At 67.4% G+C, this 25,880-nt stretch carries 24 protein-coding genes and 3 tRNA genes; 8 read left to right on the plus strand and 19 right to left on the minus strand.

All coding sequences use genetic code 11. The annotated features are described in order from the left end of the window. Positions 1-166 precede the first annotated feature (166 nt). On the plus strand, positions 167-640 hold the full coding sequence (locus AC1DBD_RS14020) for an Lrp/AsnC family transcriptional regulator (RefSeq protein ID WP_476982352.1): 474 nt from the start codon (positions 167-169) through the stop codon (positions 638-640). 127 nt (positions 641-767) lie between these two features. Here the strand turns inward: AC1DBD_RS14020 and AC1DBD_RS14025 are convergent, their stop codons facing one another. Next, positions 768-2,384: a solute symporter family protein gene (locus AC1DBD_RS14025; protein WP_476982353.1), complete on the minus strand. Its 1,617-nt coding sequence runs from the start codon at positions 2,382-2,384 to the stop codon at positions 768-770. Continuing rightward, on the minus strand, positions 2,381-2,761 hold the full coding sequence (locus tag AC1DBD_RS14030) for a DUF485 domain-containing protein (RefSeq protein WP_441419325.1): 381 nt from the start codon (positions 2,759-2,761) through the stop codon (positions 2,381-2,383). The genes AC1DBD_RS14025 and AC1DBD_RS14030 overlap by 4 nt, the downstream gene beginning before the upstream one ends. A 229-nt stretch (positions 2,762-2,990) precedes the next feature. On the opposite strand from AC1DBD_RS14030, the gene AC1DBD_RS14035 reads away from it, so the two are divergent. The 4 genes from AC1DBD_RS14035 to AC1DBD_RS14050 are packed head-to-tail and all read left to right on the plus strand — an operon-like array spanning position 2,991 to position 6,812. Next, positions 2,991-4,208, plus strand: a complete 1,218-nt coding sequence (locus AC1DBD_RS14035) for a sensor histidine kinase (protein ID WP_441419324.1) — start codon at positions 2,991-2,993, stop codon at positions 4,206-4,208. A gap of 27 nt (positions 4,209-4,235) precedes the next feature. After that, entirely contained in the window at positions 4,236-4,955 is a 720-nt protein-coding gene (locus AC1DBD_RS14040; protein ID WP_175323149.1) for a LytR/AlgR family response regulator transcription factor, read from the plus strand. Further along, on the plus strand, positions 4,952-5,338 hold the full coding sequence (locus AC1DBD_RS14045) for a hypothetical protein (RefSeq protein WP_441419323.1): 387 nt from the start codon (positions 4,952-4,954) through the stop codon (positions 5,336-5,338). Before AC1DBD_RS14040 ends, AC1DBD_RS14045 begins: the two co-directional genes overlap by 4 nt. A gap of 7 nt (positions 5,339-5,345) precedes the next feature. Next, positions 5,346-6,812, plus strand: a complete 1,467-nt coding sequence (locus tag AC1DBD_RS14050) for a sodium/solute symporter (protein WP_441419322.1) — start codon at positions 5,346-5,348, stop codon at positions 6,810-6,812. Positions 6,813-6,844: 32 nt separating this feature from the next. On the opposite strand, the gene AC1DBD_RS14055 is transcribed toward AC1DBD_RS14050, so the two are convergent. From AC1DBD_RS14055 to rpsB, 6 genes are all read right to left on the minus strand, one after another. Next, the gene (locus AC1DBD_RS14055) at positions 6,845-7,423 is read right to left on the minus strand and encodes a DivIVA domain-containing protein (protein WP_441419321.1); all 579 of its coding nucleotides are present in this window, start codon (positions 7,421-7,423) and stop codon (positions 6,845-6,847) included. Positions 7,424-7,525: 102 nt separating this feature from the next. Further along, positions 7,526-8,446 (minus strand): phosphatidate cytidylyltransferase, encoded by a 921-nt coding sequence (locus AC1DBD_RS14060; RefSeq protein ID WP_441419320.1) that lies wholly within the window; start codon positions 8,444-8,446, stop codon positions 7,526-7,528. Continuing rightward, complete coding sequence (gene frr / locus AC1DBD_RS14065) at positions 8,446-9,003, minus strand: ribosome recycling factor (RefSeq protein WP_138769830.1); 558 nt, start codon at positions 9,001-9,003, stop codon at positions 8,446-8,448. Before frr ends, AC1DBD_RS14060 begins: the two co-directional genes overlap by 1 nt. A gap of 74 nt (positions 9,004-9,077) precedes the next feature. Next, entirely contained in the window at positions 9,078-9,815 is a 738-nt protein-coding gene (gene pyrH, locus AC1DBD_RS14070; RefSeq protein WP_138769831.1) for a UMP kinase, read from the minus strand. 137 nt (positions 9,816-9,952) lie between these two features. Next, positions 9,953-10,789, minus strand: a complete 837-nt coding sequence (gene tsf / locus AC1DBD_RS14075) for a translation elongation factor Ts (protein ID WP_441419319.1) — start codon at positions 10,787-10,789, stop codon at positions 9,953-9,955. A gap of 144 nt (positions 10,790-10,933) precedes the next feature. Beyond that, positions 10,934-11,842 (minus strand): 30S ribosomal protein S2, encoded by a 909-nt coding sequence (rpsB, locus tag AC1DBD_RS14080; RefSeq protein ID WP_476893531.1) that lies wholly within the window; start codon positions 11,840-11,842, stop codon positions 10,934-10,936. Between the two features lie 463 nt (positions 11,843-12,305). Between rpsB and AC1DBD_RS14085 the strand changes: the two genes are divergently transcribed. After that, positions 12,306-12,821, plus strand: a complete 516-nt coding sequence (locus tag AC1DBD_RS14085; RefSeq protein WP_476917524.1) for a murein hydrolase activator EnvC family protein — start codon at positions 12,306-12,308, stop codon at positions 12,819-12,821. Positions 12,822-12,877: 56 nt separating this feature from the next. Here AC1DBD_RS14085 and AC1DBD_RS14090 read toward each other — a convergent pair whose 3' ends face one another. From AC1DBD_RS14090 to AC1DBD_RS14115, 6 genes are all read right to left on the minus strand, one after another. Continuing rightward, positions 12,878-14,068, minus strand: a complete 1,191-nt coding sequence (locus AC1DBD_RS14090; protein WP_441419316.1) for an acyl-CoA dehydrogenase family protein — start codon at positions 14,066-14,068, stop codon at positions 12,878-12,880. Between the two features lie 371 nt (positions 14,069-14,439). Further along, positions 14,440-14,513 (minus strand) — tRNA-Ile (locus tag AC1DBD_RS14095). Between the two features lie 111 nt (positions 14,514-14,624). Continuing rightward, positions 14,625-15,824 carry a glycosyltransferase gene (locus AC1DBD_RS14100; RefSeq protein WP_476982366.1) on the minus strand — a complete coding sequence of 400 codons (1,200 nt, stop codon included), beginning with the start codon at positions 15,822-15,824 and terminating at the stop codon, positions 14,625-14,627. 108 nt (positions 15,825-15,932) lie between these two features. Beyond that, positions 15,933-16,838, minus strand: coding sequence for a DMT family transporter (locus AC1DBD_RS14105; RefSeq protein WP_476893528.1), 906 nt, complete (start codon positions 16,836-16,838; stop codon positions 15,933-15,935). Continuing rightward, positions 16,838-17,500 (minus strand): CDP-alcohol phosphatidyltransferase family protein, encoded by a 663-nt coding sequence (locus tag AC1DBD_RS14110; RefSeq protein WP_441419314.1) that lies wholly within the window; start codon positions 17,498-17,500, stop codon positions 16,838-16,840. Before AC1DBD_RS14110 ends, AC1DBD_RS14105 begins: the two co-directional genes overlap by 1 nt. 55 nt (positions 17,501-17,555) lie before the next feature. Further along, positions 17,556-18,449 carry a phage holin family protein gene (locus AC1DBD_RS14115; RefSeq protein ID WP_476909719.1) on the minus strand — a complete coding sequence of 298 codons (894 nt, stop codon included), beginning with the start codon at positions 18,447-18,449 and terminating at the stop codon, positions 17,556-17,558. A 437-nt stretch (positions 18,450-18,886) separates the two neighbouring features. Between AC1DBD_RS14115 and AC1DBD_RS14120 the strand changes: the two genes are divergently transcribed. Together AC1DBD_RS14120 and AC1DBD_RS14125 are read left to right on the plus strand one after the other, a co-directional pair. Further along, positions 18,887-20,047 carry a multidrug effflux MFS transporter gene (locus AC1DBD_RS14120; RefSeq protein ID WP_441419369.1) on the plus strand — a complete coding sequence of 387 codons (1,161 nt, stop codon included), beginning with the start codon at positions 18,887-18,889 and terminating at the stop codon, positions 20,045-20,047. Positions 20,048-20,454: 407 nt separating this feature from the next. Continuing rightward, a complete protein-coding gene (locus tag AC1DBD_RS14125; protein WP_476893526.1) occupies positions 20,455-20,862 on the plus strand; it encodes a hypothetical protein in 408 nt (135 codons plus the stop codon). Between the two features lie 142 nt (positions 20,863-21,004). Here the strand turns inward: AC1DBD_RS14125 and AC1DBD_RS14130 are convergent. The 5 genes from AC1DBD_RS14130 to dusB form a co-directional block, all read right to left on the minus strand. Then, a tRNA-Asn gene (locus tag AC1DBD_RS14130) sits at positions 21,005-21,077 on the minus strand. A 148-nt stretch (positions 21,078-21,225) separates the two neighbouring features. Continuing rightward, positions 21,226-21,298, minus strand: a tRNA-Asn gene (locus AC1DBD_RS14135). A gap of 65 nt (positions 21,299-21,363) precedes the next feature. Next, positions 21,364-23,307, minus strand: a complete 1,944-nt coding sequence (dnaG, locus tag AC1DBD_RS14140; RefSeq protein ID WP_441419311.1) for a DNA primase — start codon at positions 23,305-23,307, stop codon at positions 21,364-21,366. Between the two features lie 64 nt (positions 23,308-23,371). Then, on the minus strand, positions 23,372-24,670 hold the full coding sequence (locus AC1DBD_RS14145; RefSeq protein ID WP_476982354.1) for a deoxyguanosinetriphosphate triphosphohydrolase: 1,299 nt from the start codon (positions 24,668-24,670) through the stop codon (positions 23,372-23,374). Beyond that, positions 24,654-25,832 carry a tRNA dihydrouridine synthase DusB gene (gene dusB, locus AC1DBD_RS14150; RefSeq protein ID WP_476982355.1) on the minus strand — a complete coding sequence of 393 codons (1,179 nt, stop codon included), beginning with the start codon at positions 25,830-25,832 and terminating at the stop codon, positions 24,654-24,656. The genes AC1DBD_RS14145 and dusB overlap by 17 nt, the downstream gene beginning before the upstream one ends. Positions 25,833-25,880 lie beyond the last annotated feature (48 nt).

A 25,880-nucleotide genomic window follows, 5' to 3' on the forward strand; every position in this document is an offset into this window, starting at 1 on the left:
ACCCTGCCCGCGGGACTCGTGATCCCAACGCGCGACGGCCACCCGGGCGCCGTTGCCCCGGATAATTGTGACCCTACTCACAACTGCCATTGGGTACAACCACCCTCGAATAAATTGAGCATTCTGCCCTGTCGGGCCCTTTCGGACCGTGCTAACCTTGCGCATTATGCAAGCTTTGGATGGCACCGACACCCGCCTACTTTCGGCCATGGCGAGGGATCCCCGGCGCACCGTGGTGGCACTGGCGCAGAAGCTGGGCTTGTCGCGCAATACGGTGCAGGCCCGGATGGCCCAGCTGGAGAAAAAGCACGTCTTCCTCTCCTTCGAACGCCGGATCAACCCGGCCGCCCTGGGCTATCCCCTGATGGCGTTCATCTCCGTCCACGTCCAGCAGCAGAAACTGGGCCAATTGGCGGTGGAACTGGCGGGCATCCCGGAAATCCTGGAAGGCTACGGCCTCACCGGTTCCGCCGACCTGCTGCTCCGGGTGGTCGCCCTCGACGCCGAGGACCTCTTCCGGATCAACGGCAAGATCCTCGCCTGCGCCGGCGTGGAGCGCACCGATACCGCCCTGGCCATGGGTGAACTGATTCCCTTCCGGATCCAGCCGCTGCTGGAACGCGGCTCCGCGGAGGCCTGAGCCGTTCACCTGGCTGCCTGGCAACCGCAAGGCAAAGAGGAGCCCCCGTGCAACCGCACGGGGGCTCCTCGTCATTGGTATTGCCTGCCGGGGCCGACTATTTGTGGTTCGCGGCCCGGCCGGGCGGTCAGTGGTTGGTGGCCTTTTCGGCGCCCACCCCGGTCAGGGAGCGAACCTCCATCTCGGCCTGCTTCGTGGTGTCTTCGAGCTTCTTGTCCAGGACCGTGCCCAGCCAGCCCAGCAGGAAGGCGAGCGGGATGGAGACGATGCCGGGGTTGCTCAGCGGGAAGATCGCGAAGTTGGCCCCCGGGATCATCGACGTTTTGGCGCCGGAGACCACCGGGGAGAGCGCGATCAGGATGATGGCCGAGCCGAGCCCGCCGTACATGCTCCAGATGGCTCCCTGGGTGGTGAACCGGCGCCAGAACAGCGAGTACACGATCGTGGGCAGGTTGGCCGAGGCCGCCACCGCGAAGGCGAGTGCTACGAGGAACGCGACGTTCTGTCCGTTGGCGAAAATTCCGCCGATGATGGCGAGCAACCCGATCACGACGACCGTGCGACGGGCAACCTTGACCTCGGTATTGGCGTCGGCCTTGCCCTTGGCGATGACGCTGGCATAGATGTCATGCGCGAAGGACGCTGCCGCCGTGATCGTGAGGCCGGCGACGACGGCCAGGATCGTGGCGAACGCCACCGCGGAGATGAATCCGAGCAGCAGGGGTCCGCCCAGGTGGAAGGCCAGCAGCGGCGCTGCCGAGTTGACGCCGCCCGGCGCCCCCTTGATCGTGTCGGCACCCACCAGCGCGGCTGCGCCATAGCCCAGGACCAGCGTGAACAGGTAGAAGATACCGATCAGCCAGATGGACCACACCACGGACTTGCGGGCTTCCTTGGCGGTCGGAACCGTGTAGAAGCGCATCAGGACGTGCGGCAGGGCCGCCGTGCCGAGGACGAGCGCCAGGCCAAGGGACATGAAGTCAAGCTTGGAGGTCTCGTTCTTGCCGTACTGCAGGCCCGGGTTCAGGATGCTCGGGTTCTTCGAGGTTTCCACCGCGCCGCCGAGCAGGTCGGAGAGGTTGAAGCCGTAGATGGCCAGCACCCAGAAGGTCATGACGGCCGCGCCGGCAATGAGCAGCATGGCCTTGATGATCTGGACCCAGGTGGTGCCCTTCATGCCGCCGATCAGCACATACATGATCATCAAGGCGCCGACGACGACGATCACGAGCGCCTGGCCGCCCCAGTCGCTGATGCCCAGCAGCAGCGAGATCAGGCTGCCGGCTCCCGCCATCTGGGCCAGCAGGTAGAAGAAGCAAACGGCCAAGGTCGAGATGGCCGCGGCGATGCGGACTGGGCGCTGCTTGAGCCGGAATGAAAGGACGTCGGCCATGGTGAACTTGCCGGTGTTGCGCAGCAGTTCGGCCACCAGGAGCAACGCGACGAGCCACGCCACGAGGAAACCGATGGAGTACATGAAGCCGTCATAGCCGTTGATGGCGATGGCGCCGGTGATACCGAGGAACGAAGCCGCAGAGAGGTAGTCGCCGGCGATCGCGGTGCCGTTTTGCGGGCCCGTGAAGGAGCGGCCGGCGGCATAGTAGTCCGCCGCGGTCTTATTGTTTCGGCTCGCCCTGACGACGATTACCATGGTGATCGCGACGAATAGGGCGAAGATGCCCATGTTCAGCGCGGTGGTGTCCTTGAGATCCGCAACGTTGACCGCGGGAACCATAGACGTCATTTTGTTTCTCCGCTCACTCGGTTGCCGTGCTTGTCGAACTCGTGGCCTTCGATTCCGTGGCGGATATCGGCGGCGATCGGGTCCAGTTTCCGGTTCGAGTAGCTGACGTACCAGCCGGTGATGGCGAACGTGGAGACGAACTGCAGCAGGCCCAGGATCAGGCCGATGTTGATGTTGCCCCAGACCTTGGTGGACATGAAGCCCACCGCGTAGTCGGCCAGCAGGACGTAGGCGAAGTACCACAGCAGGAATGCGATGGCCATCGGAAAGACAAAGCTGCGGTGACGTTTACGCAGTTCCTGAAACTGCTCCGTCGATTGGACTTCCTTGAAGTCCACGAACGCCGGTGCGTCCGTTTCTTGGGCTTCGTGACCCATCGTTCCTCCTCATTGAGACTGGCGAGCCACCCCCGGTTACCCCGGGCTCCGGGAAACAGACTTCCGGCCTTGTGTGACTGCAATCACTGTGCCTCGTGATGCGTATTACATTCCAGCACCGCCGTGTTTCCCGTCGCTCAACGGTCGCGATGCTGCGCCCAACGGCGCCTTTCGGCCGTTCCGCCGGTGGTCTCCCCCGGCCTGCGGGCCGCCACGCTACGCTGGCAGCATGCCGGACTCTCCCCTCTTCACCGCCGCGGCGATCGCCGTGATCGCCTTGGCAATCGCCGTCGTCGTGGCTGTCGGGCTCAAGGTCCTGCGCTCCTTCCGCGAGCTGGGTACCGACGCGGAACGCGCCACCTACAAGACGTTGCACGCGGCGTCCCGCGCCGGCCAGTATCTGCGCACCGGACTGAACCCGGCCGGCGCAGCCAAGGCGAGCCGCCAGCTGCGCAGCCTGCTGGGCTGCGATGCCCTCGCGATCACCGACACGACCGGGGTGCTGGCCTGGGACGGTGCCGCCGAAGAGCTCAAGCCCGCCTTGATGGGCCTCGCCGCCAAGGTACTGGAAGGCGGCCACACCGCCGTGATCCCGGCAGGCGAACTGCAACTGCTCGCCAACGGCAAGGCCGCCGCGCCGCTGGCCCCCGGGACGGAACGCGCCGTCGTGATCGCCCCGATCAAGGCCAGCACCCGGGTGGTGGGCGTGGTGGCGGCCTTCGCCCCGGCGGCCGGCGCGGGGCTGGTGCGCGCCACCAGTGAGGTGGCCGACTGGGTGGCGACGCAGGTGGAACTGGCAGAGCTGGACGCGTCCCGGACGCTGCTGATGGAGGCCGAGGTCCGTGCGCTCCGGGCCCAGATCAGCCCGCACTTCATCTACAACTCGCTGAACGCGATCGCGTCCTTCATCAACACCGACCCGGTCCGCGCCCGCGAGCTGGTGGTGGAGTTCGCGGATTTCACCCGATATTCCTTCCGCCGGCACGGCGACTTCACCACGCTGGCCGAGGAACTGCGCTGCATTGACCGGTACCTGCTCCTGGAGCGCGCGCGCTTCGGCGACCGGGTGCAGGTGAGCCTGCGGATCGCCCCCGAGGTGCTCAGCACCGTCATCCCTTTCCTGAGCCTGCAGCCGCTGGTGGAGAACGCGGTCCGGCACGGGCTGGAGGCCAAGGAGGGCCCGGGCCACATCAGCATCACGGCCAACGACTCGGGCGCCTTCGCCGAGGTGACCATCGAAGACGACGGCGTCGGCATGGATCCCGAGAAACTGCGTGCCGTCCTGGCCGGGCACAGCGACGGCGAACACGTCGGCCTGCACAACGTCGATGCCCGGCTGCGGCAGGTGTACGGCGAGGACAACGGCCTGGTGATCGAGACGGCGCCGGGCGAAGGCACCCTGATCACCATGCGGGTGCCCAAGTCCCAGCCGCGGCACGACGCCTGAGCCCATACCCGGCAGTACCCTAGAACCATGATTAACGTCCTCGTCGCCGATGACGAGCTGCCCGCTGTCGAGGAGTTGGCCTTCCTGCTGGGCCGGGACGAGCGGATCGGCGCGATCCACCGTGCTTCCTCCGGCGCCGAGGCGCTGCGCGCCCTCGAGTCCCAGGAGGTCGACGCCGTGTTCCTGGACATCCATATGCCGGCCCTCTCCGGCCTGGACATCGCCCGGGTCATCGCCCGCAGCGCCAAGCCTCCCGCCGTCGTCTTCGTCACCGCCGACGAGGACTGCGCGCTGGAGGCGTTCGAGCTGGCGGCCGTCGACTACCTGCTCAAGCCGGTCCGCGCCGAGCGGCTGGCCAGGTCGATCGGCCGCATCAGTGAGCTGATCCGTGAGGGGGCACCGGCGCCGGAGATGATCACGGTGGATCTGGGTGGAACCACCAAGATGATCCGGCGCGAGGACGTCACCTACGTCCAGGCGCAGGGCGACTACGCCAGGCTGCACACCGCGGACGCCAGCTACCTCATCCGGGTGCCGCTGGCAGACCTCGAGCAGCAGTGGGCCGATGCCGGGTTCCTGCGTATCCACCGCTCGTACCTGATCGCCCTGAACCACGTCGGCCACATGAAACTGGCCGCGGCCCGTCCCAGCGTGACCGTCGCCGGGGCCGAACTGCCGATCAGCCGCCGGCACCTGCCGCCGGTCCGGGAGAAACTCGAGGCGACCCGGATCCGGCCGCAGGCATGACCCGGGTCCGCGTCACCGCACCGCGCAGCTTCAAGGTAGGCAGCGCCGCGTCAGGCAGCATCGCCGCCGGGCGCTCGGCCGCCGACACGCGCGAGGCCGCCGAGGAATCCGACGCCGGGCAAGTATTCGTCCGCTCGCTGATCCGCTCCCAGCTCCGGCTTGGCATCGTGGTGGCCGCCGGTTTCCTGCTCATCCTGCTCGCCTTCGCGCTGATACTGGGGCTGGTGCCTGGCCTGGCCGAGCTGCGGATCGCGGGGCTGCCCTTCGACTGGGTCCTGCTGGGCGCCGGGATCTACCCGGTGATCGGGCTCAGCGCCTGGCTGTACGTCCGCACGGCCGCGCGGAACGAGTCCCGCTACCGCGACCTGGCCGGGGACAAGTGAGGCGCGGGTGAACCCGGTCGTCGGCATCGCGGCCTTCGCGGCAGTCTCGCTGGCCACCGCCGTCATTGGTTTCTACGGCCTCAGGGTCTCGCGCACCACCGGGGATTTCTACGTCGCTTCCCGCACGGTGCGGCCCTGGTGGAACGCCTCGGCGATCGGCGGCGAGTACTTGTCCGCCGCCAGTTTCCTCGGCGTCGCCGGACTCATCCTGCTTTCCGGCACCGATGCCTTGTGGTTCCCGGTCGGGTACACAGCGGGATATCTGATGCTCCTGTTGTTCGTGGCCGCCCCGCTCCGCCGGTCCGGCGCGTACACGATTCCCGACTTCACCGAGGCCCGGTTGGATTCCCGGGCGGTCCGCCGGGTCACGAGCTTCGTGGTGGTGGTGGTCGGCTGGCTTTACATCGTCCCGCAACTCCACGGCGCGGCGCTGGCCATCCGGATCACCACCGGGCTGCCGGCCTGGGTGGGACAGGTGGCCGTAGTCGCCGTCGTGTGCGTGACGGTGGTGTCCGGCGGGATGCGCTCCATCACCTTCGTCCAGGCGTTCCAGTACTGGCTGAAGCTGACCGCGCTGGCCGTCCCTGCGCTGTTCATCCTGCTGGTGCTGGCCGGCAACGGCTCCCGTGCGGTCGCCGAGGCGTCGGTGAACCCCACCGCGATGGCCCCGGCCGGGCCCTACCAGAACATCTCGCTGCTGGTGGCGCTGCTGTTCGGGACCCTGGGGCTGCCGCACGTGCTGGTGCGCTTCTACACCAACCCGGACGGCCAGTCGGCGCGCCGGACGACCTTGATTGTGCTCGGCCTGCTCTCGGTCTTCTACCTGTTCCCGACGGCGTACGGCCTGATCGGGCGGACGTTCGCCCCGGGTCTGGCCAAGAGCGGCCAGGCCGATGCCCTGGTGCTGCTGCTGCCGGGCCGGATGATCGGCGGAACGGCAGGCGACCTGCTCTCCGCGCTGGTGGTGGCGGGCGCCTTCGCCGCCTTCCTGTCCACCACCTCGGGGCTGGTGGTGTCGCTGGCGGGTGTCATCAGCCAGGACATCCTGGGCGGCAGCGTGCGCGGGTTCCGGCTCGCGGCGCTGATCTCGGCAGTGGTTCCGCTGGGGATCGCGACCATGACGGACTCCACGGCGCTGGCCGGGAGCGTGGGGCTGGTCTTTGCCTTCACGGCCTCGACCATCTGCCCCGTGCTGTTGCTGGGCATCTGGTGGCGCGGGCTGACAGACGCCGGCGCGATCGCCGGAATGCTGACCGGGGCGGTGTCCTGCGGCGGCGCCATGCTGGCCGGCGCCATGCTGGGCTCCGCCGGCACGCCGCCGTGGCTCGCGCAGCCGGCCGCGTGGACGGTCCCGGCTGCGTTCGCGGTGATGGTCCTCGTCTCGCGGGCCACCCAGGGCCGGGTTCCGCGGACCATCACCCGGCTGATGACAAGGCTGCACACCCCGGAACGGCCGCTCGCCACCGAACGGTGACGCGCCAGTCTGTGACGCGTCGGCCGGTGGCGTCAGTCGATCGCGGCCATCAGTTCGACGACGCGGTCCAGGAAAGCGTCGACCTGGCTTTCCTCGTAGCCTTCGCGTCCGACGGCGGGACGGAAGACGGCGCGGCGGATGTTGTCCACGCTGAGCGGCTGGTCTTCCTCGAGGTAGCCGATCAGCTCGTGGCAAAGGTCGTCGACGTCGGTGGTGTTGTAACTGCGCACCTTGGCCTTGGCCGGGCGGCGGAAGCGCTGGCCGTCGGGGCGGTGCAGGCGGCCGCGGAGCAGGCCCGCGAGCCGGCCGATTTCACGCAGCCAGGCTTCCTCGCCGCGCTCCCCGATCAGTTCGTCGCGTTCCCGGCGGGCCAGGGCGTCCTCGAGGCGGTCCAGGGCCGCGTCCACCCCGGCGGCTGAGTAGCCGCCCTTGACCGGGTCGAAGGAGACGGCCCGGACATCGGCGCTCTTGACCGCCCGTCCCGCGGCCTGGGGTGTTTCGAACGAGACCCGCGCGCGCTGCAGGAACTGGTCCACCTGCTTGGCGTTGTAGCCGTACTGGTTCCGCTGCACGCGGTCAAAGGAGGCCGGGATCTGCCGTTGAATGTCCACTGTAACTATGTTTCCTTCGATGCCGTTCGGCTCTGGTTGCGCCAACTTCAGGCGTGTTTGCCCGGCACCATTCTAGGCACCGGGAGGAGGCGGGATGCCGCCTTAGCCGCCGGCGCCGGCGGAGAAGATCATGAATGCCACCGGGGAGGCGAAAACGATGGAGTCAAGGCGGTCCATGACTCCCCCGTGGCCGGGCAGGATGCTGCTCATGTCCTTGATGCCGAGTTCGCGTTTGACCATGGATTCGGCCAGGTCGCCGGCGGTCGCCGCGGCGACCATGCCCACGGCGAGGGCGGCGCCGAACCACCAGGGTTCGCCCAGCACGTAGACGCTGGCAAGGATGCCGACCAGGACGGCGCCCGCGATCGACCCGCCGAAGCCTTCCCAGGACTTCTTCGGACTGATCTTGGGGGCCATCGGGTGCTTGCCGAGGGAGGCGCCGACGAGGTAGCCGAAGGTGTCGTTGGAGACCACCAGCAGCAGCAGGGTGCCGATCTGCCAGGCCCCGATCGGCACCACACCGCCGGGCCAGGGTCCGATCGGGGTGACGCCGCCGGAGGCATGCAGCGGCAGCACGGCGAAGCTGATCAGGAACGGCACCCACGTCATCGTGAAGACGCCGGCGAAGATGCTGCGCGCGGACCCGGCCGCCCCCTCCAGGGAGCGCCACAGGAGCACCGCGACGCTGCTCAGCAGCAGCGCGAACAGTAGGCTTTCGGGGCCACCGAAGTAGGCTGCGAGCGGCATCGCCACGGTGCCCGTCATCGCCGGGATGATGGGCAGCCGGGTGCCGGAGGCCTCCAGCGCACGGAACACCTCCCAGACACCGAAAACGGCGAAGGCGGTGACGATCAGTACGAAGGCCAGGGGCAGGAACAGCAGGCCGCCGAGCACGGCGAAGAGCATGGCAAGGCCGACCGCCGTGGCGGCGGGAAGGTTCCTGCCGGCTTTGGGCGTCGGATTCTTCCGCTCTCTCCCCCGCACCCGGACGCGCGGTCCGGGTGCCTGCTGTTCGTCCCCCATCAGACCTCGAGCAGCTCGGCTTCCTTGCGCTTGAGCAGCTCGTCGATGCCGTCGACGTGGGCCTTGGTCAGGGCGTCGAGTTCCTTCTCGCCGCGGGTGCCCTCGTCTTCACCGGCTTCGCCGTCCTTAACCAGCTTGTCCAGGGTTTCCTTGGCCTTGCGGCGGATGTTGCGGATGGACACCTTGGCGTCCTCGCCCTTGGACTTGACGATCTTGACGTATTCCTTACGGCGTTCCTTGGTCAGCTCCGGGATGGTGATCCGGATGACGTTGCCATCGTTGGAGGGGTTGGCCCCCACCTCGGAGTCGCTCAGGGCCCGCTCGATGTCCCGCAGGGCGGTCTTGTCGAACGGGGTGATGAGGATGGTGCGGGCATCCGGGACAGCAAAGGAGGCCAGCTGCTGCAGCGGCGTCGGCGAACCGTAGTAGTCCACCAGGACCTTGTTGTACAGGCCCGGGGTGGCACGTCCGGTGCGGATCGAGGCGAAGTCTTCCTTGGCTACCTCAACCGCCTTGTCCATCTTGTCCCCGGCTTCGAGCAAGGTTTCTTCGATCACGTTCTCTCCTCAGAAATTGGTGCGCACCCCTTTGCCCGGGGAGCGGAGCTGTCCTAAAAACATCCTAGCCGCAGCTAGGGGGTGACTACGGTGCCCAGGTCCTCGCCGCGGATGGCCCGGGTGACGTTGCCTTCGCCCTCCATGCCGAACACCACCATGGTCAGGTTGTTGTCCTTGCACATGGTCATCGCCGTCTGGTCCATGACCCGGATATCGCGGCGCAGGGCCTCGTCGTAGCTGAGCCGGTGCAGTTTCTCGGCAGCGGGGTCCTTCTTCGGATCGGCGGTGTAGACGCCGTCGACCCCGCTCTTGGCCATCAGGACGACGTCGGCGTGCACCTCCATGGCGCGCTGCGCGGCGACGGTGTCGGTGGAGAAGTACGGCAGCCCGGCGCCGGCGCCGAAGATGACGACGCGGCCCTTCTCCATGTGCCGGATGGCGCGGCGCGGAATGTACGCCTCGGCCACCTGGCCCATGGTGATGGCACTTTGCACGCGGGTCTCCACGCCGGCCTGCTCCAGGAAGTCCTGGAGGGCGAGGCAGTTCATCACGGTGCCGAGCATGCCCATGTAGTCGGCGCGGGAGCGGTCCATACCGCTCTGCGAGAGTTCGGCGCCGCGGAAGAAGTTTCCGCCGCCGACGACGATTGCGACCTCGACGTCGGGAACTGCGGCCGCGATCTGCTTGGCGACTCCGCGGACCGTGTCCGGGTCAACGCCCAGTTTGCCGCCGCCGAAGACCTCGCCGGACAGCTTCAGGAGCACGCGGCGCCTGGTCTTCTTTGGCTGGGCTGAATTGTTGACGGTATCCATGGTGCCTTCCCGTTGGTGAGCTCTGAAAAAGGTTATCGTGCCGGGGGCCAAAGGCTGCATTCCGCCCCGGGCCAGCGTGAGCGGGTGCATGCAAAAGGGGCGGCCACCGCAGTGACCACCCCCTCAGCGTGACTTACTTAGGAACCGACGCGGAAGCGCGTGAAAGCGGTTGCCTTGACGCCGGCCTCTTCGAGGACCTGCGCGACGGACTTCTTGGCATCCTTGGCGAATGCCTGGTCAACGAGGACCTCGCCCTTGTAGAAGCCGGTAACGCGGCCTTCCACAATCTTGGTCATGGCAGCCTCGGGCTTGCCCTCGGCCTTGGCGGTTTCCTCGGCGATGCGGCGCTCGGACTCGACCAGCTCGGACGGAACGTCCTCGCGGGTCAGGTAGTTCGGGGCCATCGCGGCGATGTGCACGGCGACGTCGTGGGCGGCGGTGGCAGCAGCTTCGCCTTCGCCGTCAACGGCGAACAGCACGCCGACCTGGGCCGGGAGGTCCTTGGAGGTCTTGTGCAGGTACGCGTCGACCGTGGGGGCCTCGATGCGGGCAATGCGGCGGACGACAACCTTCTCGCCCAGGATGGCGCCTTCTTCGACGACGACCTCGGAGAGCGGCTTGCCGTCGACGTCGGTGGCCAGCAGGGTGTCGAGGTCGGCAGCGCCGGACTCAACAGCAACAGCGAGCACCTTGTCGGCGAGCTGGATGAACTTGTCAGCCTTGGCGACGAAGTCGGTCTCGCAGTTGACCTCGATCATCACGCCGACGCCGCCGTCGACCTTGGCAGCAACCAGGCCTTCCGCGGTGGAGCGGCCTTCGCGCTTGGTGGCGCCCTTGAGGCCCTTGATGCGGATGATTTCGATGGCCTTCTCGGCGTCACCGTTGGCTTCGTCAAGAGCCTTCTTGACATCCATCATGCCGGCGCCGGTGCGCTCGCGCAGAGCCTTGATATCAGCGGCAGTGTAGTTCGCCATGTGAACCCCTCTGTCTAGAAATTTTGTGTGGTGTACGGACTGACAGGACGGCTGCTCACCGAGTGAGCGGCCATCCTGTCAGTACCCCTTGCGCAGCAGGCAGCTGCCTGCAGCGGTCGGGGAGATCCAGATTTACTTGTCTGACTACTTGGCTTCGTCGGCGGCCGGAGCAGCTTCGGCAGCGTCAGCGGCCGGGGCAGCTTCGGCGGCGGGAGCCTCCGGGGCAGCCTCTGCGGCTTCCGGAGCAGCAGCTTCAGCGGCGGCCGGAGCGGCAGCCTCTTCGGCCTTGCTGCCTTCGAGGAGCTCGCGCTCCCACTCGGCCAGCGGCTCTTCCGGAGCTTCCGTGGTGCCGGTGGCGCGCTGGTTGCGGGCGATCAGGCCCTCAGCAACGGCGTCGGCAACAACGCGGGTCAGCAGGTTTACGGAGCGGATGGCGTCGTCGTTGCCCGGGATCGGGAAGTCGACTTCGTCCGGATCGCAGTTGGTGTCCAGGATGGCCACAACCGGGATGTTCAGCTTCTTGGCCTCGTCAACGGCGAGGTGTTCCTTCTTGGTGTCGACAACCCAGAGGAGCGAAGGCGCCTTGGTCAGGTTGCGGATACCACCGAGGTTGGTCTCCAGCTTGGTCAGCTCGCGGCGAAGGAGCAGCAGTTCCTTCTTCGTGTAAGCGGAACCGGCGACGTCGTCGAAGTCGATCTCTTCGAGTTCCTTCATGCGCTGGATGCGCTTGGAAACCGTCTGGAAGTTGGTCAGCATACCGCCGAGCCAACGCTGGTTCACGTACGGCTGGCCGACGCGGGTTGCCTGCTCGGCGATGGCTTCCTGTGCCTGCTTCTTGGTACCGACGAAGAGGACGGTGCCGCCGTGTGCAACGGTGGCCTTCACGAACTCGTAGGCACGGTCGATGTAGGACAGCGACTGCTGCAGGTCAATGATGTAGATGCCGTTGCGCTCCGTGAAGATGAAACGCTTCATCTTCGGGTTCCAACGACGGGTCTGGTGTCCAAAGTGGACGCCGCTGTCAAGCAGCTGGCGCATAGTTACGACGGGCATGCCGACGCTCCTTCCGGCAGGTCATTCATGAGAAAGCCCTGGGCTCTCTTACCCTGCCAATAGTTGACGGTTATTTAGCAACACCCAGGCGGGTGTTCCTCCTGGCATCCACCGCACCCCTCATCCGGACCCTGGGGCCGGACCGTAAGAGGCGCAGTCCTCCGCACCCGGAAGCCGGGCTTCGGACAGGGAGGGCTGGATACGCGTAGTCAGCCACTGCTCCCGCACTCCTGAATGAGATGTGCTGCCGCTCCAAATGACTGGAACAAAAACGGATCCAGCCAAAGTGAACAAGGCATGAGGGCACAGCAAACTGCTCCACCAAGTGTACTACAGCAGACCTGCCCGAATGGACCGTCTCGGGGTGCCCGCGGAGGGGGCTCCGGGTGTGGCTCCGGCGGGAAATCCACATAGCCTTCGAGGGGACTTTCCGGGCCCGGGCCGGCCGGCGCAGGCTGGCAGCATGAAGGCTTCTCTCTTATTCGCAGCATTGCTGCTGGTCCCGGCCCCGGCAACAGGACAGCCGGCTTCCCCGCCCGGGAGCTGGAGCTGGCCGCTCTCCCCCAGGCCCGCGGTGCTGCGCGTCTTCGACCCGCCGGACCGGCCCTGGCTCAGCGGCCACCGCGGCGTGGACCTGCAGACTGCGTACGACGGCGCTCCGGTGACCTCGCCGGCGGCGGGCACGGTCGCCTTTGTGGGCTTTGTGGTGGACCGGCCGGTGGTCACCATCGACCACGGCAACGGCCTGCGGAGCAGTTTCGAACCCGTCGAAAGCACGCTGCGGCCCGGCGACGCCGTCGCGGAGGGGTCGGTGCTGGGACGGGCGCTGCCCGGCCACTGCGGCGGGACGCCCTGCATCCACTGGGGCGTGCGGCGCGGCGACGATTACCTCAATCCGCTGGCCTTCGTGATGGACCTGCGGCCCTCCATCCTGCTGCCGCCCGTGAATCCCGGTTCGGGACAGGGCGGCTCCGGATGAAGGGCCGGAAGGGTGCTGCGCGGGACGGCCGGCGTGCACGGCCGGCCGCGGACCGATTAGACGATGGCCGAGATCCCCGTGATTGCCCGGCCGGTGACGAGGGTGTTGATCTCGTGGGTGCCCTCGTAGGAGTAGATCGCTTCGGCGTCGGAGAAGATCTTGGCCATCTCGTAGTCCGTGACGATGCCGTTGCCGCCGAGGAGGCTGCGGCCGATGGCGACACTTTCGCGCATCCGCGCCGTGGTGAACGCCTTGGCCAGGGCCGACTGCTCGTCCTTGGCCTCGCCGGCGTCCTCAAGCTGGGACAGGCGGACCATCATGCCCATCGAGCTGACGACGTTGCCGAGAATCTGCACGAGCTGGTGCTGGACCAGCTGGAAGGAGGCGATCGGGCGGCCGAACTGGCTGCGCTCGACGGCGTAGCGGCGGGCGACGTCGAACGCGGCGAGCTGCTGGCCGACGGCCTGCCACGCGACGGACAGGCGGGTAACCTTCAGGACCTTGTTGGTGTCCCGGAAGCTGTTGGCGTTGGCCAGCTTGAAGAAGTCCGGCACCACGACGTTCTCGAGGGTGATGTCGGCGTTCTGGACGGTGCGCAGCGAGATCTTGTTCTCGATCTTGGTGGCAGTGTATCCCTCGGTCTTAGTGTCCACGAGGAAGCCCTTGACCTGGTTGTCGGCGAGGTCGCGGGCATAGATGACCACCCAGTCGGAGAAGGTGGCGTTGCCGATCCAGCGCTTGGCTCCGTTGAGGATCCAGCTGTCACCCTCGCGCCGGGCGGTGGTGCGCGTGCCACCGGCGACGTCGGAGCCGCCCAGCGGCTCGGTCAGGCCGAAGGCGCCGATTTTCTTCAGGGAGTAGATGTCCGGCAGCCAGGCGTCCTGCTGCTCCTGCGAGGCGAGCGCCTCGATCGAGCCGGTGAAGAGCCCGTCGTGCACGCCCAAGAAGGTGGCGATCGAGGTGTCCGCACGGGTTGCCTCGGCATGCAGGATCCCGGCGAAGAGATTCGAGTAGCCCTGGCGCTTGACCGGGCTGACCAGGTCGATCTCGGCCAGCTTCGGGATCAGGTCCATCGGGAACTCGCCGCGGTTCCAGCAGTCCACCGCGATCGGCTTCACCTCACGGGCCAGGAACTCGCGCACCTCCGCCAGCCGGTCCTTCTCCTTGCCGCTGAGCAGCTGTTCGAAAGCGAAGAAATCGCCATCGGCGTAGGGGAGGTTGTTGATGTCGATTGCAGCTTTGGACATGTTGTTCCTTCACTTGTGATCGGCAGCGATCAAAAGGGCGCGGGCTTCGCGCCGCGGATATGTTACTCGTGAGTAACATATCCCAGCTTTCGGCCGGGTGGCAAGTGACGGGGCACACGGCAGGCCATGGATCCTCCCGGCAGGAGGCGAGGGGTGCGCCCGGATACCGGGTCGCAGCGGGATGGCTGCCGGATGGCAGGGGGTCGCCGGGACGGTCGCTGCGCGGGGTCGCCGGGCAGGCCGCTGCGCGGGGCCGCTGGGCGCGGTCGCTGGACCGGCCCCTGGGGCGGGAGACGAAAAGGGCCGCAGCTGACGAAGGACGTCCGCTCCGGCCCCGGGGACACGGCGTGTCCAGGGAACTGTTGATGATGTAGGGCTACTCGGACTTGAACCGAGGACCTTAGGATTATGAGTCCCGCGCTCTAACCAGCTGAGCTATAGCCCCGTGGGCCGGAACGGTCACGCCCTGACGGGCCCGACCATTCCGGGCAAAAACACTCTAGCAATAGTAGTCGCCCCGGCTCGGGCAACGACCGCCTACGGCGATCCGGGCCGCTTAGACGACCAGGTCGTCGTAGCTGGCGCCGCGGTAGATGTCCTCGAAGGTTTGCAGGGTGCGTTCGATGCTGTGGCTTTCCACCATGCTTCGGCTCGCCTTGCCCATGGCCGCACGCTCGTCCGCCGGCAACGACAGCACGCGTTCGATCTTGGCCGCCAGGTCGTTGCTGTCATTCGGCGTGAACAGGTAGCCGTTCTCGCCGTCGTGGACCAGGTGAGGCAGGGCCATGGCGTCGGCCAGCACCACCGGGGTGGACGCGGACATCGCCTCCAGGGTGACGAGGGACTGCAGCTCGGCGGTGCCGGGCATGCAGAACAGGTCCGCGCTCAGGTAGGCCCGGCGCAGTTCCTCGTCGCTGGCCAGGCCAAGGAACTTCACACGGTCTTGCAGGCCCAGCCGTTCCACCTGTGCCTCGAGTGCGGGCCGGACCTCGCCGCCGCCGACGACCTCCAGGTGGACGTCGAGCGCCGCCGGCGTCTTGGCTACGGCGTCGATCAGCACGTCGATGTGCTTTTCTTCGGCGAGGCGGCCGACGAACAGCACGGTGGGGCTGGCGTGCGGCGTTGATTCCTCGCCCGGCTTCAGTTCGTAGGCTGCGGCATCGATGCCGTTGGACAGCGGCAGGACCTTGCGCAGGAAGGCGTGCTGGTGCATGGCCTTGGCCGCGAGCGGCGTCGGCGTCGTGACGACGTCGGCCTGGCCCATGACCTTGCCCATGTCGCGCCACGACACGCGGCCGACGATGTCCTTGAAGCACTGCGGGAAGGGCAGGAACGGGTTGAGGTTTTCGGGCATGAAGTGGTTGGTCGCGACGATCCTGATGCCGCGCTTGACCGCCTCGTAGAGGACGTGTTCGCCGATCATGTAATGGCTTTGGATGTGCACGACGTCCGGCTGGATCCGGTCGAACAGCAGGCCTATTTCCTTCTTGATCTCCCACGGGAAGGTGATCCGGAAGTACTCGTGGGTCGGCACCGAGTGCGAGCGGAGCCGGTGCACGGTGGCCTCGTCGCGGAACTCGCTGAAGCTCTTGCCCTTGCTGGGCCGGCACGCCAGGACATGGACGTCATGCCCGCGGCCGGTCATGCCCTTGGCCAAGCGGTAGCCGAACTGTGCGGCACCGTTGACATCCGGCGGGTAGGTGTCAGCGGCAATCAGGATGGTCAGCTTTTTGTCGGCTTGGTCATTCTCGGGCATGGTCACGGGGATAGCTCCTGGTGGTCACGGTGCGGTCAGCGGGGCTGTGGTGGCCGGCTGGCCATCGGCACAGGCGGCGGGCCTGCGCCAGAAGTCTGTGGCGCCGCCCTAGGACAGCCGTCCCGCGGCTTTCCGCGCGTCCTTCTTGCGCTTGGTGACCTCGGGGTGGTGCCTTGAAAGGGCGATCACTCCCACGATAGCAAGGAGTGCGGCCGCGCCCATGGCAATCGCCGTCACGGCGTGGACGTCGGGCCGCAACTCCCCCAGGATCACGATGCCGATCGCGATGCCGATAATCGGGTCGATGACGGTCAGTCCGGCGATCACGAGGTCGGGCGGACCTCCGGAGTAGGCGCTCTGCACAAACCATGAGCCCAGCCCGCCGGCGGCAAGGATGGCGACCAGCGTGTACCACTGGACGTTGAGCAGGAACTGCCCGTTCGGGTCGACCAGGTGCTTGCCGATAATGCGGGTCAGGACCGCCACGAAGCCGAACAGGACGCCGGCGCCGAGGATGTACACGAAGGCGCTCATCCGGTGCTTGAAGAGCAGCGCCAGTGTTCCAAAGAGGCTTACGGCCAGGGCCAGCAGCAGCACGATGGTCAGCTCGTCCGAGCCGCTGACGTGGTGGTTTTCCTGGGTGACGTTCACAGCGAGCACCACGAACAGGGCCGAACCGGTGACGCACGAACTGATGGCCACGACGGTGGCCCGGTTCATGCTCAGCCCTTGGTCTTTGGCATTGATGATGGTGGTGATGACGAGGGCGATCGCTCCGATCGGCTGGACCACGGTCAGTGGCGCCGAGACCAGGGCGACGGCATTCATCGCCGTCCCGACGCAGAGCAGCATGAGCCCCAGGACCCAGCGCGGGTTGCGGATCAGGCGGAGCAGTCCGTGGGAACTGAGCGCCAGCCCTCCGGTGTCTGCCTTGACCGCACTCCCCTGCCGTTGGGCGCCGAAGGCCAGGAAGAAGGCGCCAAGTACCGCCAGCACAACCGCAAGCCAGACCATCAGCGGAGGCCGCCGTCGTCGATGTCGCCCTCGCTGGCGTGCTGACCGCGGGCGTTGCCGGCTTTGAGGTCCCGGCCCTTGCGGATGATGGCCCAGAAGTAGTTGTAGGCCGCGATCCAGTGCCCCACGAGGCCCAGCCCCAGGAAGATCCAGGCAGCCACAAAGTAGGCGTCGGTCCCGGGGACGGGCAGCTTGGAGAGCACCAGCAGGGGGGTGCCGACCAGCAGCAGGGCGGTGCGGATCTTGCCGGTCCGGCTCACGGGCAGGTCCGGGTGGCTGTGGAAGTAAAACAGCGAGATGGAGAGCAGCACAAGGTCAGGGACGAGCAGCGCGGTCAGGTACCACCACTCGACGACGCCGGCGATCACGAGGGTGACGGCCACCGCGATGAGCGAGAGCCGGTCCGCGATGGGATCCATGATGCGGCCCAGCTTGGACATCTGGTTGAAACGGCGGGCAATGTAGCCGTCCACCCAGTCGGTGCTGCCCATGACCGCCAGCACCAGGGCGGCGGCGCCGTATTCCTGCTTGGCCAGGACCAGCCAGATGAAGAGCGGGACGCCGAGGAACCGGACCACGGTCAGCAGGTTGGGAACGGTGAAGACCAGGTCGTGATGGATCTGGGGCTGTCCGGGGCGTGTGCCAGCGCCGATGAACTTCATCCGTTCCCCCTTTCCACAGCCGGCAACGATTTAGTGTCGGAGTTCAGGGCGAAGCCTAGCCCTTGAGGAGTCGGCGCAGCAGGAACACGAGCGCCGTTGTGGAAGCTGCAAGGGCGGCGAGCGGCTTCCAGCGCTTGCCGAGTTCGGCAGCGGCTCCAGACCTGTTGGCCGTGGCACCGGGGGTGGCGGCCCTTTCGGCCGAGGCCTTGGCCTGGCTGCGGAACCCGGCGATCTTGTCGTCCACGAGCTCCCTGCCCTCCTCCAGCTTGTGCTGGGTGGCGGTGAGGAGGGCCTGGGCCTGGGTCTTGACGTCGAGTTCCTGGCCGAGCTCGTCGCGCACGCCGGTGAGGTGCCGGCGGCGCGTCTCGAGCCGGCGGCGCAGCTCGTCCTCGGTCGGGGCGGGGCCCAGATCGGGCTGTTCTGCGGCCTTCTTGGCTTCCTTTTCGGCCTTAGCCTTTGCGGCAGCCTCTTCCTTGGCGGCTTTGGCTGCCTTGGCCTGCGGGGAGTTGGGGTCAAGGACGGCGGGGTCGAAGGAAGAGCCTTCCTTCGCAATGCCGAGGTCGTATTTGAGGCCGCGGATGGTCTCCTCGGGGAGCAGCGGCATGGCCTTCTTGAACCGGCCGTAGCCGATCAGGCCCACGATCAGGGCAATTACCAGGAAGGCGGCGCAGACCAGCAGGGCCGCGAGCCAGGCCGGCATGACGGTGGCCAGGCCCATGATGGCCGCCACGATGAGCCCGATCACGAGGAAGGCGACAAAGACGAGGGCGACGCCGAAGAAAGCTGCAGCGACCCCGAGCTGGATGCCCTTGCGCTTGAGTTCGGCCTTCGCGAAGGCAATCTCGTCATTGAGTTGCCGGGGTGCCAGCTTGAAGATCAGTTTCAGGGTCTTGGGCAGCGCGGAAAGGCGCAGCCCCCCGTTTGTCCTGCCGGTGTGCCGTCCGCTCATCGGTTCCGCCTAACTGGTTCCATCTGTGATTCCGCTTCCGCTGGATTGCCGGGTCTGCGCGGCTTCGCGCACTCCCAGGTGTCAAAACTACCATTCAGGGTCCGGCCGGCGTCCCGCGCGCGCCCGTCGGGACGGGCGTGGCGGGCTGGGCCGCCGTGCGGCGGCTTACGACGGCGCCCGGCGAGCACCGCGTCGGCGTCGTCGGGCTGCTTGGTGCGGACGACGTCGGGCTGGGCCGTCCCGGGCAGCGGGCTGCGCCGGGTAGGCGCGACGGGCTGCGCCGGGCAGCCGCCGCGGGCTACGCCGGGCAGGCGCGACGGGCTGCGCCGGGCAGGCGCCGCGGTCGACGCCGGGCGGGCCTAGGATTGACCTCTGTGCATACACACAGCAATCCCGGGGACTCCCTGACCCGCCGTCGGAAGCTCCTCTACATCCTGATGCTCGGCGCCTTGACGGCCCTTGGGCCGTTCACGGTGGACCTCTACCTGCCGGCATTTCCTGCCCTGGAGGCGAGCCTCGGTGTCACCGAGGCCGCAGTGCAGCTGACCCTGACCGGCACGACGGTAGGTTTCGCCCTGGGCCAGCTGGTGGTGGGGCCGCTGAGCGACAAGTTCGGACGACGTCTTCCCCTGATCCTGGCCACCGCGGTGCACATCGGAGCCTCGCTCGGGGCCGCCCTTTCCACCGACATCGGCACGCTGGGCCTCTTCCGCGTGCTCATGGGCATCGGTGCCGCCGGCGGAGGCGTGGTGGCGATGGCGATGGTGCGGGACCTTTTCAGCGGCTACGCGATGGTCCGGATGTTCTCCCGGATGGCGCTCGTCAACGGCTTGGCCCCGATCCTGGCACCGGTCATCGGATCGCAACTGCTGCTGCTGATGCCGTGGCCGGGCATCTTCTTCTTCCTTGCCGGCTACGGCAGCTGCGTGATCATCGCGGCCGTGTTTGTGGTGCGCGAGACCTTGCCGCGCGAGCTGCGCGGCACCACAGGCCTGACGGTCCGCCAGCGCTACGGCGTCCTTTTCGCCGACCGGATCTTCGTTGGCCTGCTGCTGCTGGGCGGCATGAACTTTGGCGGTCTCTTCACATATCTCTCGGCCTCGCCGTTCCTGTTCCAGGACGTGTACGGCTTCTCCCCGCAGCAGTATGGCCTGCTGTTCGGCATCAACTCGCTGGGGATCGTCGCTGGGGTCCAGACCAGCTCCCGGCTCATCAAGCGCGTCCCGCCGCAGTGGATCCTCGCCTGCTCGACGGCGTGGATGTTCCTCATGGCGGTGCTGATCGTGGTCTTCGACCAGCTGGGCTTCGGCTTGTGGGGCGTCATGGTGCCGCTCTGGTTCTACATCCTGGGCGCCGGATTCACCTTCCCCTGCGTCCAGGTGCTGGCCCTGGCCAAGCACGGCGCCCAGGCCGGAACCGCAGCCTCCTTGCTCGGTGCTGCGACCTTCCTGATGGCCGGCATCATCTCCCCCGTGGTCGGCTGGCTGGGCCTCGGCTCGGCGACGCCGATGGGTGCCGTCCAGGCCGGCTGCATCCTCCTGGCGGCCGCGTCACTCTGGCTCGTGGTCCGGCCGCGGACCGTGCCTTCCATCCACTAGCACCGGCCGCCCTTGGGGGGACATGCCCCACGCACGGCACGCGCAGTGGGTATGCCCTCTGCGGAGACGACAGGGTGGACATGCCCGGTCCCCGCGACCAAGAGTGGACATAACAGGCATATGTCCATGCTTCGAGGCGCACAAGGGACATGTCCGATGGCAGGCACGGGCACCGCACATGCTCCCAGGGTGGACATGCCCGGTCCCCGCGACCAAGAGTGGACATAACAGGCATATGTCCATGCTTCGAGGCGCAGAAGGGGCATGTCCGGTGTTGGACGGCACGTAGGGGCATGCCCAGCAGCGGAGACTGGGCTGGGCTGGGCTGGGCTGGGCTGGGCTGGGCTGGGCTGGGCTGGGGCCATGCTGCCCTGTTCGCGGCCTGCGGCTGGCGATAAAGTTGTTGTGTGCCTGACTGGCAGGACCCTCCTCCCCTACCGGCCACGTGGCAGCGGTGCGACGACGGTATTCTGCCTCTGTGGTGGGAGCGGCTGTGCTCGCAGACCAGCCCCCAGTCGGCGGCCCTCTATGCGGCCGGGCTGTTCACTGAGGACCGGCGCCGGCCGATCGCGCAGTGGTACAACCCAGCCTACGACTCAGCCCTGCTGGTGGCCCCCGAGACCTCGCCCGAATGGCCGGTGCAGCGCTTCGGCATCTTCTACGCGCCCCCGCGTGGCGGCTTCACCCGCGTCCATTCGTCGGCCCACGAGTGGCACCCGCGGGAGCCGCGGCAGTCCCCCACGGAGGATGAAGCCTTCCAGGCCGCCGTGGCCGAGGCGGAGCGCTTCCTGCAGGTAGAGATGTTCTTCGTCTGAGGGCTCGTACGCCGAAACCCGGAGTCTTACCGACGGCCCCGCGCCCGCCCCGGTGACCTGAACCACAGAAAGCCAGGGCAGCGTATCGAGCCAAGAAAAAAGGCCCCGCAGCCGGTTATTCACCGGCCGCGGGACCTGTCTGCTCCTCCTGCTGGACTTGAACCAGCAACCCTTCGATTAACAGTCGAATGCTCTGCCAATTGAGCTAAGGAGGAATGAAGCAGGTATGACATTAGCAAAGGTTTTACCGCTAGGGAAATCGGCGGCGCAGGAGACGGAACCCGCGCACTCCGCCAAAATCGAATACCCCCACCGGGTATACAAAAAGTCCCCGTCCCGGTGACCCGGAACGGGGACTGTGCGCTCCTCCTGCTGGACTTGAACCAGCAACCCTTCGATTAACAGTCGAATGCTCTGCCAATTGAGCTAAGGAGGAATGAAGCGGATATAAGCCTAGCAAACACCGTGCCGGGAAGCGAAATTGGCCGCCCAGCGGGGCAATCAGGAGTCCATGCGGAGCGAGCGCCGCTGCATCTCAAGTTCCATGAGTTCCCGGTTCAGCCGCTGGAATGCTTCCGGGTCCGCCGTGGCGTCGAGACGCTGCAGCTGGCCCATCTTGTCGGCCTTGACCCGGGTGATCTGCAGCTCGAACAGCCGCGCCAGAATGTCGCGGCAGTAGCGTTGGACGGCTTCGGCGGTGCTGGCTGGCAGCGGCACGACGGCGAGTTCGGACACGAGCGGCCGGAGCGGCTCAGGGACCTCCTGCAGCAGCTGCTCGACCCACCGCGCAGGGTCACCGATGGAACCCGGACCGGAGGCACGGATCGCTTCGTGGATCGCGAGGTAGGCCGGCGTGGAGAACCGCGCCTCGGAGAAACGCTGCCATGTCGCCCCCTCAAGGGTCGAAGGATGCTGGAGTACCACCTCGAGCGCCTGGCGCTCCATCGCGGCCACCGGATCGCGCGGGTCGGGCCGGTTGAAGGCCGGCAGCGTGGCCGACGGCGGCAGGGGCGCCACGCCCGGGGCGGCACCGGGGGCCGTTCCGGCCGGGCGCGTCGGGTTCTGGCCATGGCCCTGGCCATATCCCTGTCCGGCGCCTCCGGACGTTCCCTGGGCGTTACGTTTGATCGCGGCGCCAACGGCACGGCTGACTTCCTCGACCGGCATGCCCAGCCACCCCGCCAGTTCGCGGGCGTAGGCGGGCCGGATGCCGGCATCACGGATTTGGGCGACCACTGGAGCCGATTCTCGCAGGGCCGCGATCCGTCCCTCGACGGTGTCCAGGTTGTGCCGCCTCAGGCTGGCGCGGATCGCGAATTCGAACAGCGGCCGGCGGGTGCCGATCAGGTCCCGGACGGCGGAGTCGCCCTTGGCCTGTCGCAGCTCGCAGGGGTCGGATCCGCCGGGTTCCACTGCGACGTAGGTCTGCGCCACGAAGCGCTGGTCCTCTTCGAAGGCGCGCAGCGCCGCCTTTTGGCCGGCGGCGTCGCCGTCGAAGGTGAAGATGACTTCTCCCCCGCTGCCGTCGTCGGAGAGCAGCCGGCGGGCAATCTTGATGTGCTCGGTGCCGAACGCCGTGCCGCAGGTGGCCACCGCCGTCGTGATCCCGGCCAGGTGGCAGGCCATCACGTCGGTGTAGCCCTCCACCACCACCAGTTGGCGGTCCTTGGCGATGTTCCGTTTGGCGAGGTCGATCCCGTAGAGGACCTGCGACTTCTTGTAGAGCGCGGTCTCGGGGGTGTTGAGGTACTTGGGGCCCTGGTCGTCCTCGTAAAGCTTGCGGGCGCCGAAGCCGATGGTGTCGCCGGCGATGTCGCGGATCGGCCAGATCAGCCTGCCGCGGAAACGATCGTAGATCCCCCGGCCGCCCTCGGAAAACATGCCGGTGAGTTTGAGTTCCGCGTCGGTGTAGCCGCGGCCGCGGAGGTGCTTGAGCAGCGAGTCCCAGCCCTGCGGGGCGTAGCCGACGCCGAACTGTTCCGCCGCGGCGCGGTCGAAGCCGCGGCCGTAGAGGAAGTTCCGGCCCTCGGTGGCGCCCGGGGTCAGCAGCTGCGCGCGGAAGAATTCGTCGGCGATCTTGTGCGCATCGAGGAGACGCTGGCGGCGGCCGATTTCCTCGCGGTTGGGGCCGGACCCGCCGTCCTCGTAGCGCAGTTCATAGCCGATCCGGGCAGCGAGCTTCTCCACGGCCTCATGGAAGGTGGTGTGGTCAAGTTTCTGCACGAAGGAGATGACGTCGCCGTCCTCGCCGCAGCCGAAGCAGTGATAGCGGCCCACCTGGGGGCGCACGGTGAACGAGGGCGAGCGCTCATCATGGAAGGGACACAGGCCCTTGAAGGACCCCAGCCCGGCACCCTTGAGGGTCACATAGCCGTCGACAACTTCCTTGATGTCGGTGCGCTGGCGTACCTCGTCGATGTCTTCACGTTTAATCAGGCCGGCCACGGTGCCATCCTAGTACCCGGGTACGACGCCGGTCGGCGGCGTATGGCGCCCGTCACCCGCACCGTCACCACAGCGACGGCAGGCTGCCGACGAGCCGTTCGTACATGGCCAGCGCTGAGCCGTCGGTCAGTGAGGCGACCTGGTCGATGACAACGCGCAGCCGGGCGCCGTCGTCCTCCGCGGCGCGCCAGTCGGCGGCGAACATCGGCTCCAGGTGGCGGTCGCCGCTGGCGCTAACAGCGGTCACGAGCGCGTGCAGGACCTCGCGCTGGCGTTCGTAGATGGGCTGCCGGTGTTCGGTGGTCATCACGAACGTGGTGGCCAGGCCCTTCATCACGGCGATCTCCATCACGGTCTCGTCCGGGACGATGAGTTCGGCGTTGTAGCGGGTGAGATTTTCCGGGCCGTAGACGGTGCGGGTGGTCTCGAGCGCGCTTTGGCAGAACCGGCCGATCAGCTGGCTGGTCATGTCTTTGAGCGCAGCCATGGACTTGCGGCTGCCGTCGGCCTCGCGGACCCAGACACTCGTGGCCTCCAGCCGGGCCAGGGCGGCGTCGATGGCGGCTGGATCGTTGTGCGGCAGGTACCACTGCTTCGCGTAGCCCACCACCCGGGCGCGGTGGTCGGGATTGTCCATCCAGCGAAGCTGGAAGTGCCCGGCGACGATCGCGTCCTCGACGTCGTGCACCGAGTAGGAGATGTCGTCCGCGAGGTCCATGACCTGGGCCTCCAAGCAGGAGCGCCGCTCGGGTGCCCCCTCGCGGATCCAGTCGAAGATCGGCAGGTCGTCCTCGTAGGCGCCGAACTTGCTGGTCCGCTGGCCGTGGATCACCGGCGCGTTCTCGGCCGACCACGGGTATTTCGCGGCGGCGTCGAGGCTGGCGCGGGTCAGGTTAAGGCCGGCGGGGCGGCCGTCCGGGGCCAGCACCTTGGGCTCCAGCCGGGTCAGCAGGCGCAGCGTCTGGGCGTTGCCTTCGAAGCCGCCGATCGCGTGCGCGACCTCGTTCAGGGCCGACTCGCCGTTGTGGCCGAACGGCGGGTGGCCGAGGTCGTGGCTGAGGCAGGCGGTGTCGACGACGTCGGGGTCGCAGCCCAGGGCGCGGCCGAGTTCACGGCCTACCTGCGCCACCTCGAGGCTGTGGGTCAGCCGGGTGCGGACGAAGTCGTCCGTGTCCGGCGCGACCACCTGGGTCTTGGCCCCGAGCCGGCGCAGCGCCGAGGAGTGCAGGACGCGGGCGCGGTCGCGTTCGAAGTCGGAGCGGTAGGTGCTCTTGGGCGGCTCCTCGACCCAGCGGGCGCAGTCGCGGTCCACGTAGCCGTCCAGCACGGGCGCGCTCGTCCTGGTTTCAGCCACCGGAGACATCCAGTTCGGCGAAGGACATGTCGCGGGTCTGTTCGGAGTCCAGGCTGCGGTTGAGCAGCCAGTCCTTGGGCAGGGCGGGCTTCTTGGGTGAACCGGCGCGGCCGCGCGGGCCCTCGGCGTCGGCGCCCGGGTACGGCGAATCAAGGTCCAGTTCGTCGAGGGTGCCGCGGAGCACCTCGAGGCTTGTCACGAGCGCCAGCCGGTTCCGCAGCTCGCTGCCCACCACGTACCCCTTGAGGTACCAGGCCATGTGTTTGCGGATCTCGCGCAGCGCCTTGCCCTCGTCGCCGAAGGTCTCAACCATGAGTTCGGCGTGCCGGTAGATGCTTTCCGCCACCTGGCGGAGTGCCGGGGTGTGGCGGACGTCGCTGCCCTCGAAGGCAGCCATGAGGTCACCGAACAACCATGGCCGGCCCTGGCAGCCGCGGCCCACCACGACGCCGTCCACGCCGGTCTCGCGGACCATCCGCACCGCGTCTTCGGCGGACCAGATGTCGCCGTTGCCGAGGACCGGGATGTCCGGGAGCGCCTCGCGCAGCCGTGCGATGGCGGACCAGTCGGCCTTGCCGGAGTAGAACTGCGCGGCGGTGCGGCCGTGCAGGGCGACGGCGGCGACGCCGGAGTCGCGGGCAATGCGGCCGGCGTCGAGATACGTGAGGTGGTCATCGTCGATGCCCTTGCGCATCTTGATGGTCAGCGGGATGTTGCCCCTGGACGCTTCCTTCACCGCGGTCTGGACGATCGAGGTGAAGAGATCCGTTTTCCAGGGCAGCGCCGAGCCGCCGCCGCGCCGGGTCACCTTGGGCACCGGGCAACCGAAGTTGAGGTCGATGTGGTCCGCGCGGTTCTCCTCGACCAGCATCCGGACGGCCTGGCCGACGGTCACAGGGTCCACGCCGTAAAGCTGGACGGAGCGGACTTTCTCGTCCTCGTCGTGCGAAATGATGCGCAGCGATTCGGGCGTGCGCTCCACCAGGGCACGGGAAGTCACCATCTCCGCCACGTACAGGCCGCCGCCGTATTCACGGCAGAGCCTGCGGAAGGCGGAGTTGGTGATGCCCGCCATCGGAGCCAGGATCACGGGAGTGTCCACCGTGAGGGGACCCAGCTTCAGGGGCGGCAGTTCCAGCTTGGGGGCGGGAGGCGTTGCTACAACAGTCACCCGTCCATTGTCTCAAAGCCGGGCAAATCGGCGGGATCCAGGCCGGCT

This window comes from Arthrobacter sp. 10T419 (assembly GCF_056394105.1).

What these genes read in the sequence shown, in the direction of transcription:
- AC1DBD_RS14020 (WP_476982352.1), top strand. Translation starts at nt 167, where the DNA reads ATGCAAGCTTTGGATGGCACCGACACCCGCCTACTTTCGGCCATGGCG.
- AC1DBD_RS14025 (WP_476982353.1), bottom strand. Translation starts at nt 2,384, where the DNA reads ATGACGTCTATGGTTCCCGCGGTCAACGTTGCGGATCTCAAGGACACC.
- AC1DBD_RS14030 (WP_441419325.1), bottom strand. Translation starts at nt 2,761, where the DNA reads ATGGGTCACGAAGCCCAAGAAACGGACGCACCGGCGTTCGTGGACTTC.
- AC1DBD_RS14035 (WP_441419324.1), top strand. Translation starts at nt 2,991, where the DNA reads ATGCCGGACTCTCCCCTCTTCACCGCCGCGGCGATCGCCGTGATCGCC.
- AC1DBD_RS14040 (WP_175323149.1), top strand. Translation starts at nt 4,236, where the DNA reads ATGATTAACGTCCTCGTCGCCGATGACGAGCTGCCCGCTGTCGAGGAG.
- AC1DBD_RS14045 (WP_441419323.1), top strand. Translation starts at nt 4,952, where the DNA reads ATGACCCGGGTCCGCGTCACCGCACCGCGCAGCTTCAAGGTAGGCAGC.
- AC1DBD_RS14060 (WP_441419320.1), bottom strand. Translation starts at nt 8,446, where the DNA reads ATGGGGGACGAACAGCAGGCACCCGGACCGCGCGTCCGGGTGCGGGGG.
- pyrH (WP_138769831.1), bottom strand. Translation starts at nt 9,815, where the DNA reads ATGGATACCGTCAACAATTCAGCCCAGCCAAAGAAGACCAGGCGCCGC.
- tsf (WP_441419319.1), bottom strand. Translation starts at nt 10,789, where the DNA reads ATGGCGAACTACACTGCCGCTGATATCAAGGCTCTGCGCGAGCGCACC.
- rpsB (WP_476893531.1), bottom strand. Translation starts at nt 11,842, where the DNA reads ATGCCCGTCGTAACTATGCGCCAGCTGCTTGACAGCGGCGTCCACTTT.
- AC1DBD_RS14085 (WP_476917524.1), top strand. Translation starts at nt 12,306, where the DNA reads ATGAAGGCTTCTCTCTTATTCGCAGCATTGCTGCTGGTCCCGGCCCCG.
- AC1DBD_RS14090 (WP_441419316.1), bottom strand. Translation starts at nt 14,068, where the DNA reads ATGTCCAAAGCTGCAATCGACATCAACAACCTCCCCTACGCCGATGGC.
- AC1DBD_RS14100 (WP_476982366.1), bottom strand. Translation starts at nt 15,824, where the DNA reads ATGCCCGAGAATGACCAAGCCGACAAAAAGCTGACCATCCTGATTGCC.
- AC1DBD_RS14105 (WP_476893528.1), bottom strand. Translation starts at nt 16,838, where the DNA reads ATGGTCTGGCTTGCGGTTGTGCTGGCGGTACTTGGCGCCTTCTTCCTG.
- AC1DBD_RS14110 (WP_441419314.1), bottom strand. Translation starts at nt 17,500, where the DNA reads ATGAAGTTCATCGGCGCTGGCACACGCCCCGGACAGCCCCAGATCCAT.
- AC1DBD_RS14115 (WP_476909719.1), bottom strand. Translation starts at nt 18,449, where the DNA reads ATGAGCGGACGGCACACCGGCAGGACAAACGGGGGGCTGCGCCTTTCC.
- AC1DBD_RS14120 (WP_441419369.1), top strand. Translation starts at nt 18,887, where the DNA reads ATGCTCGGCGCCTTGACGGCCCTTGGGCCGTTCACGGTGGACCTCTAC.
- AC1DBD_RS14145 (WP_476982354.1), bottom strand. Translation starts at nt 24,670, where the DNA reads ATGTCTCCGGTGGCTGAAACCAGGACGAGCGCGCCCGTGCTGGACGGC.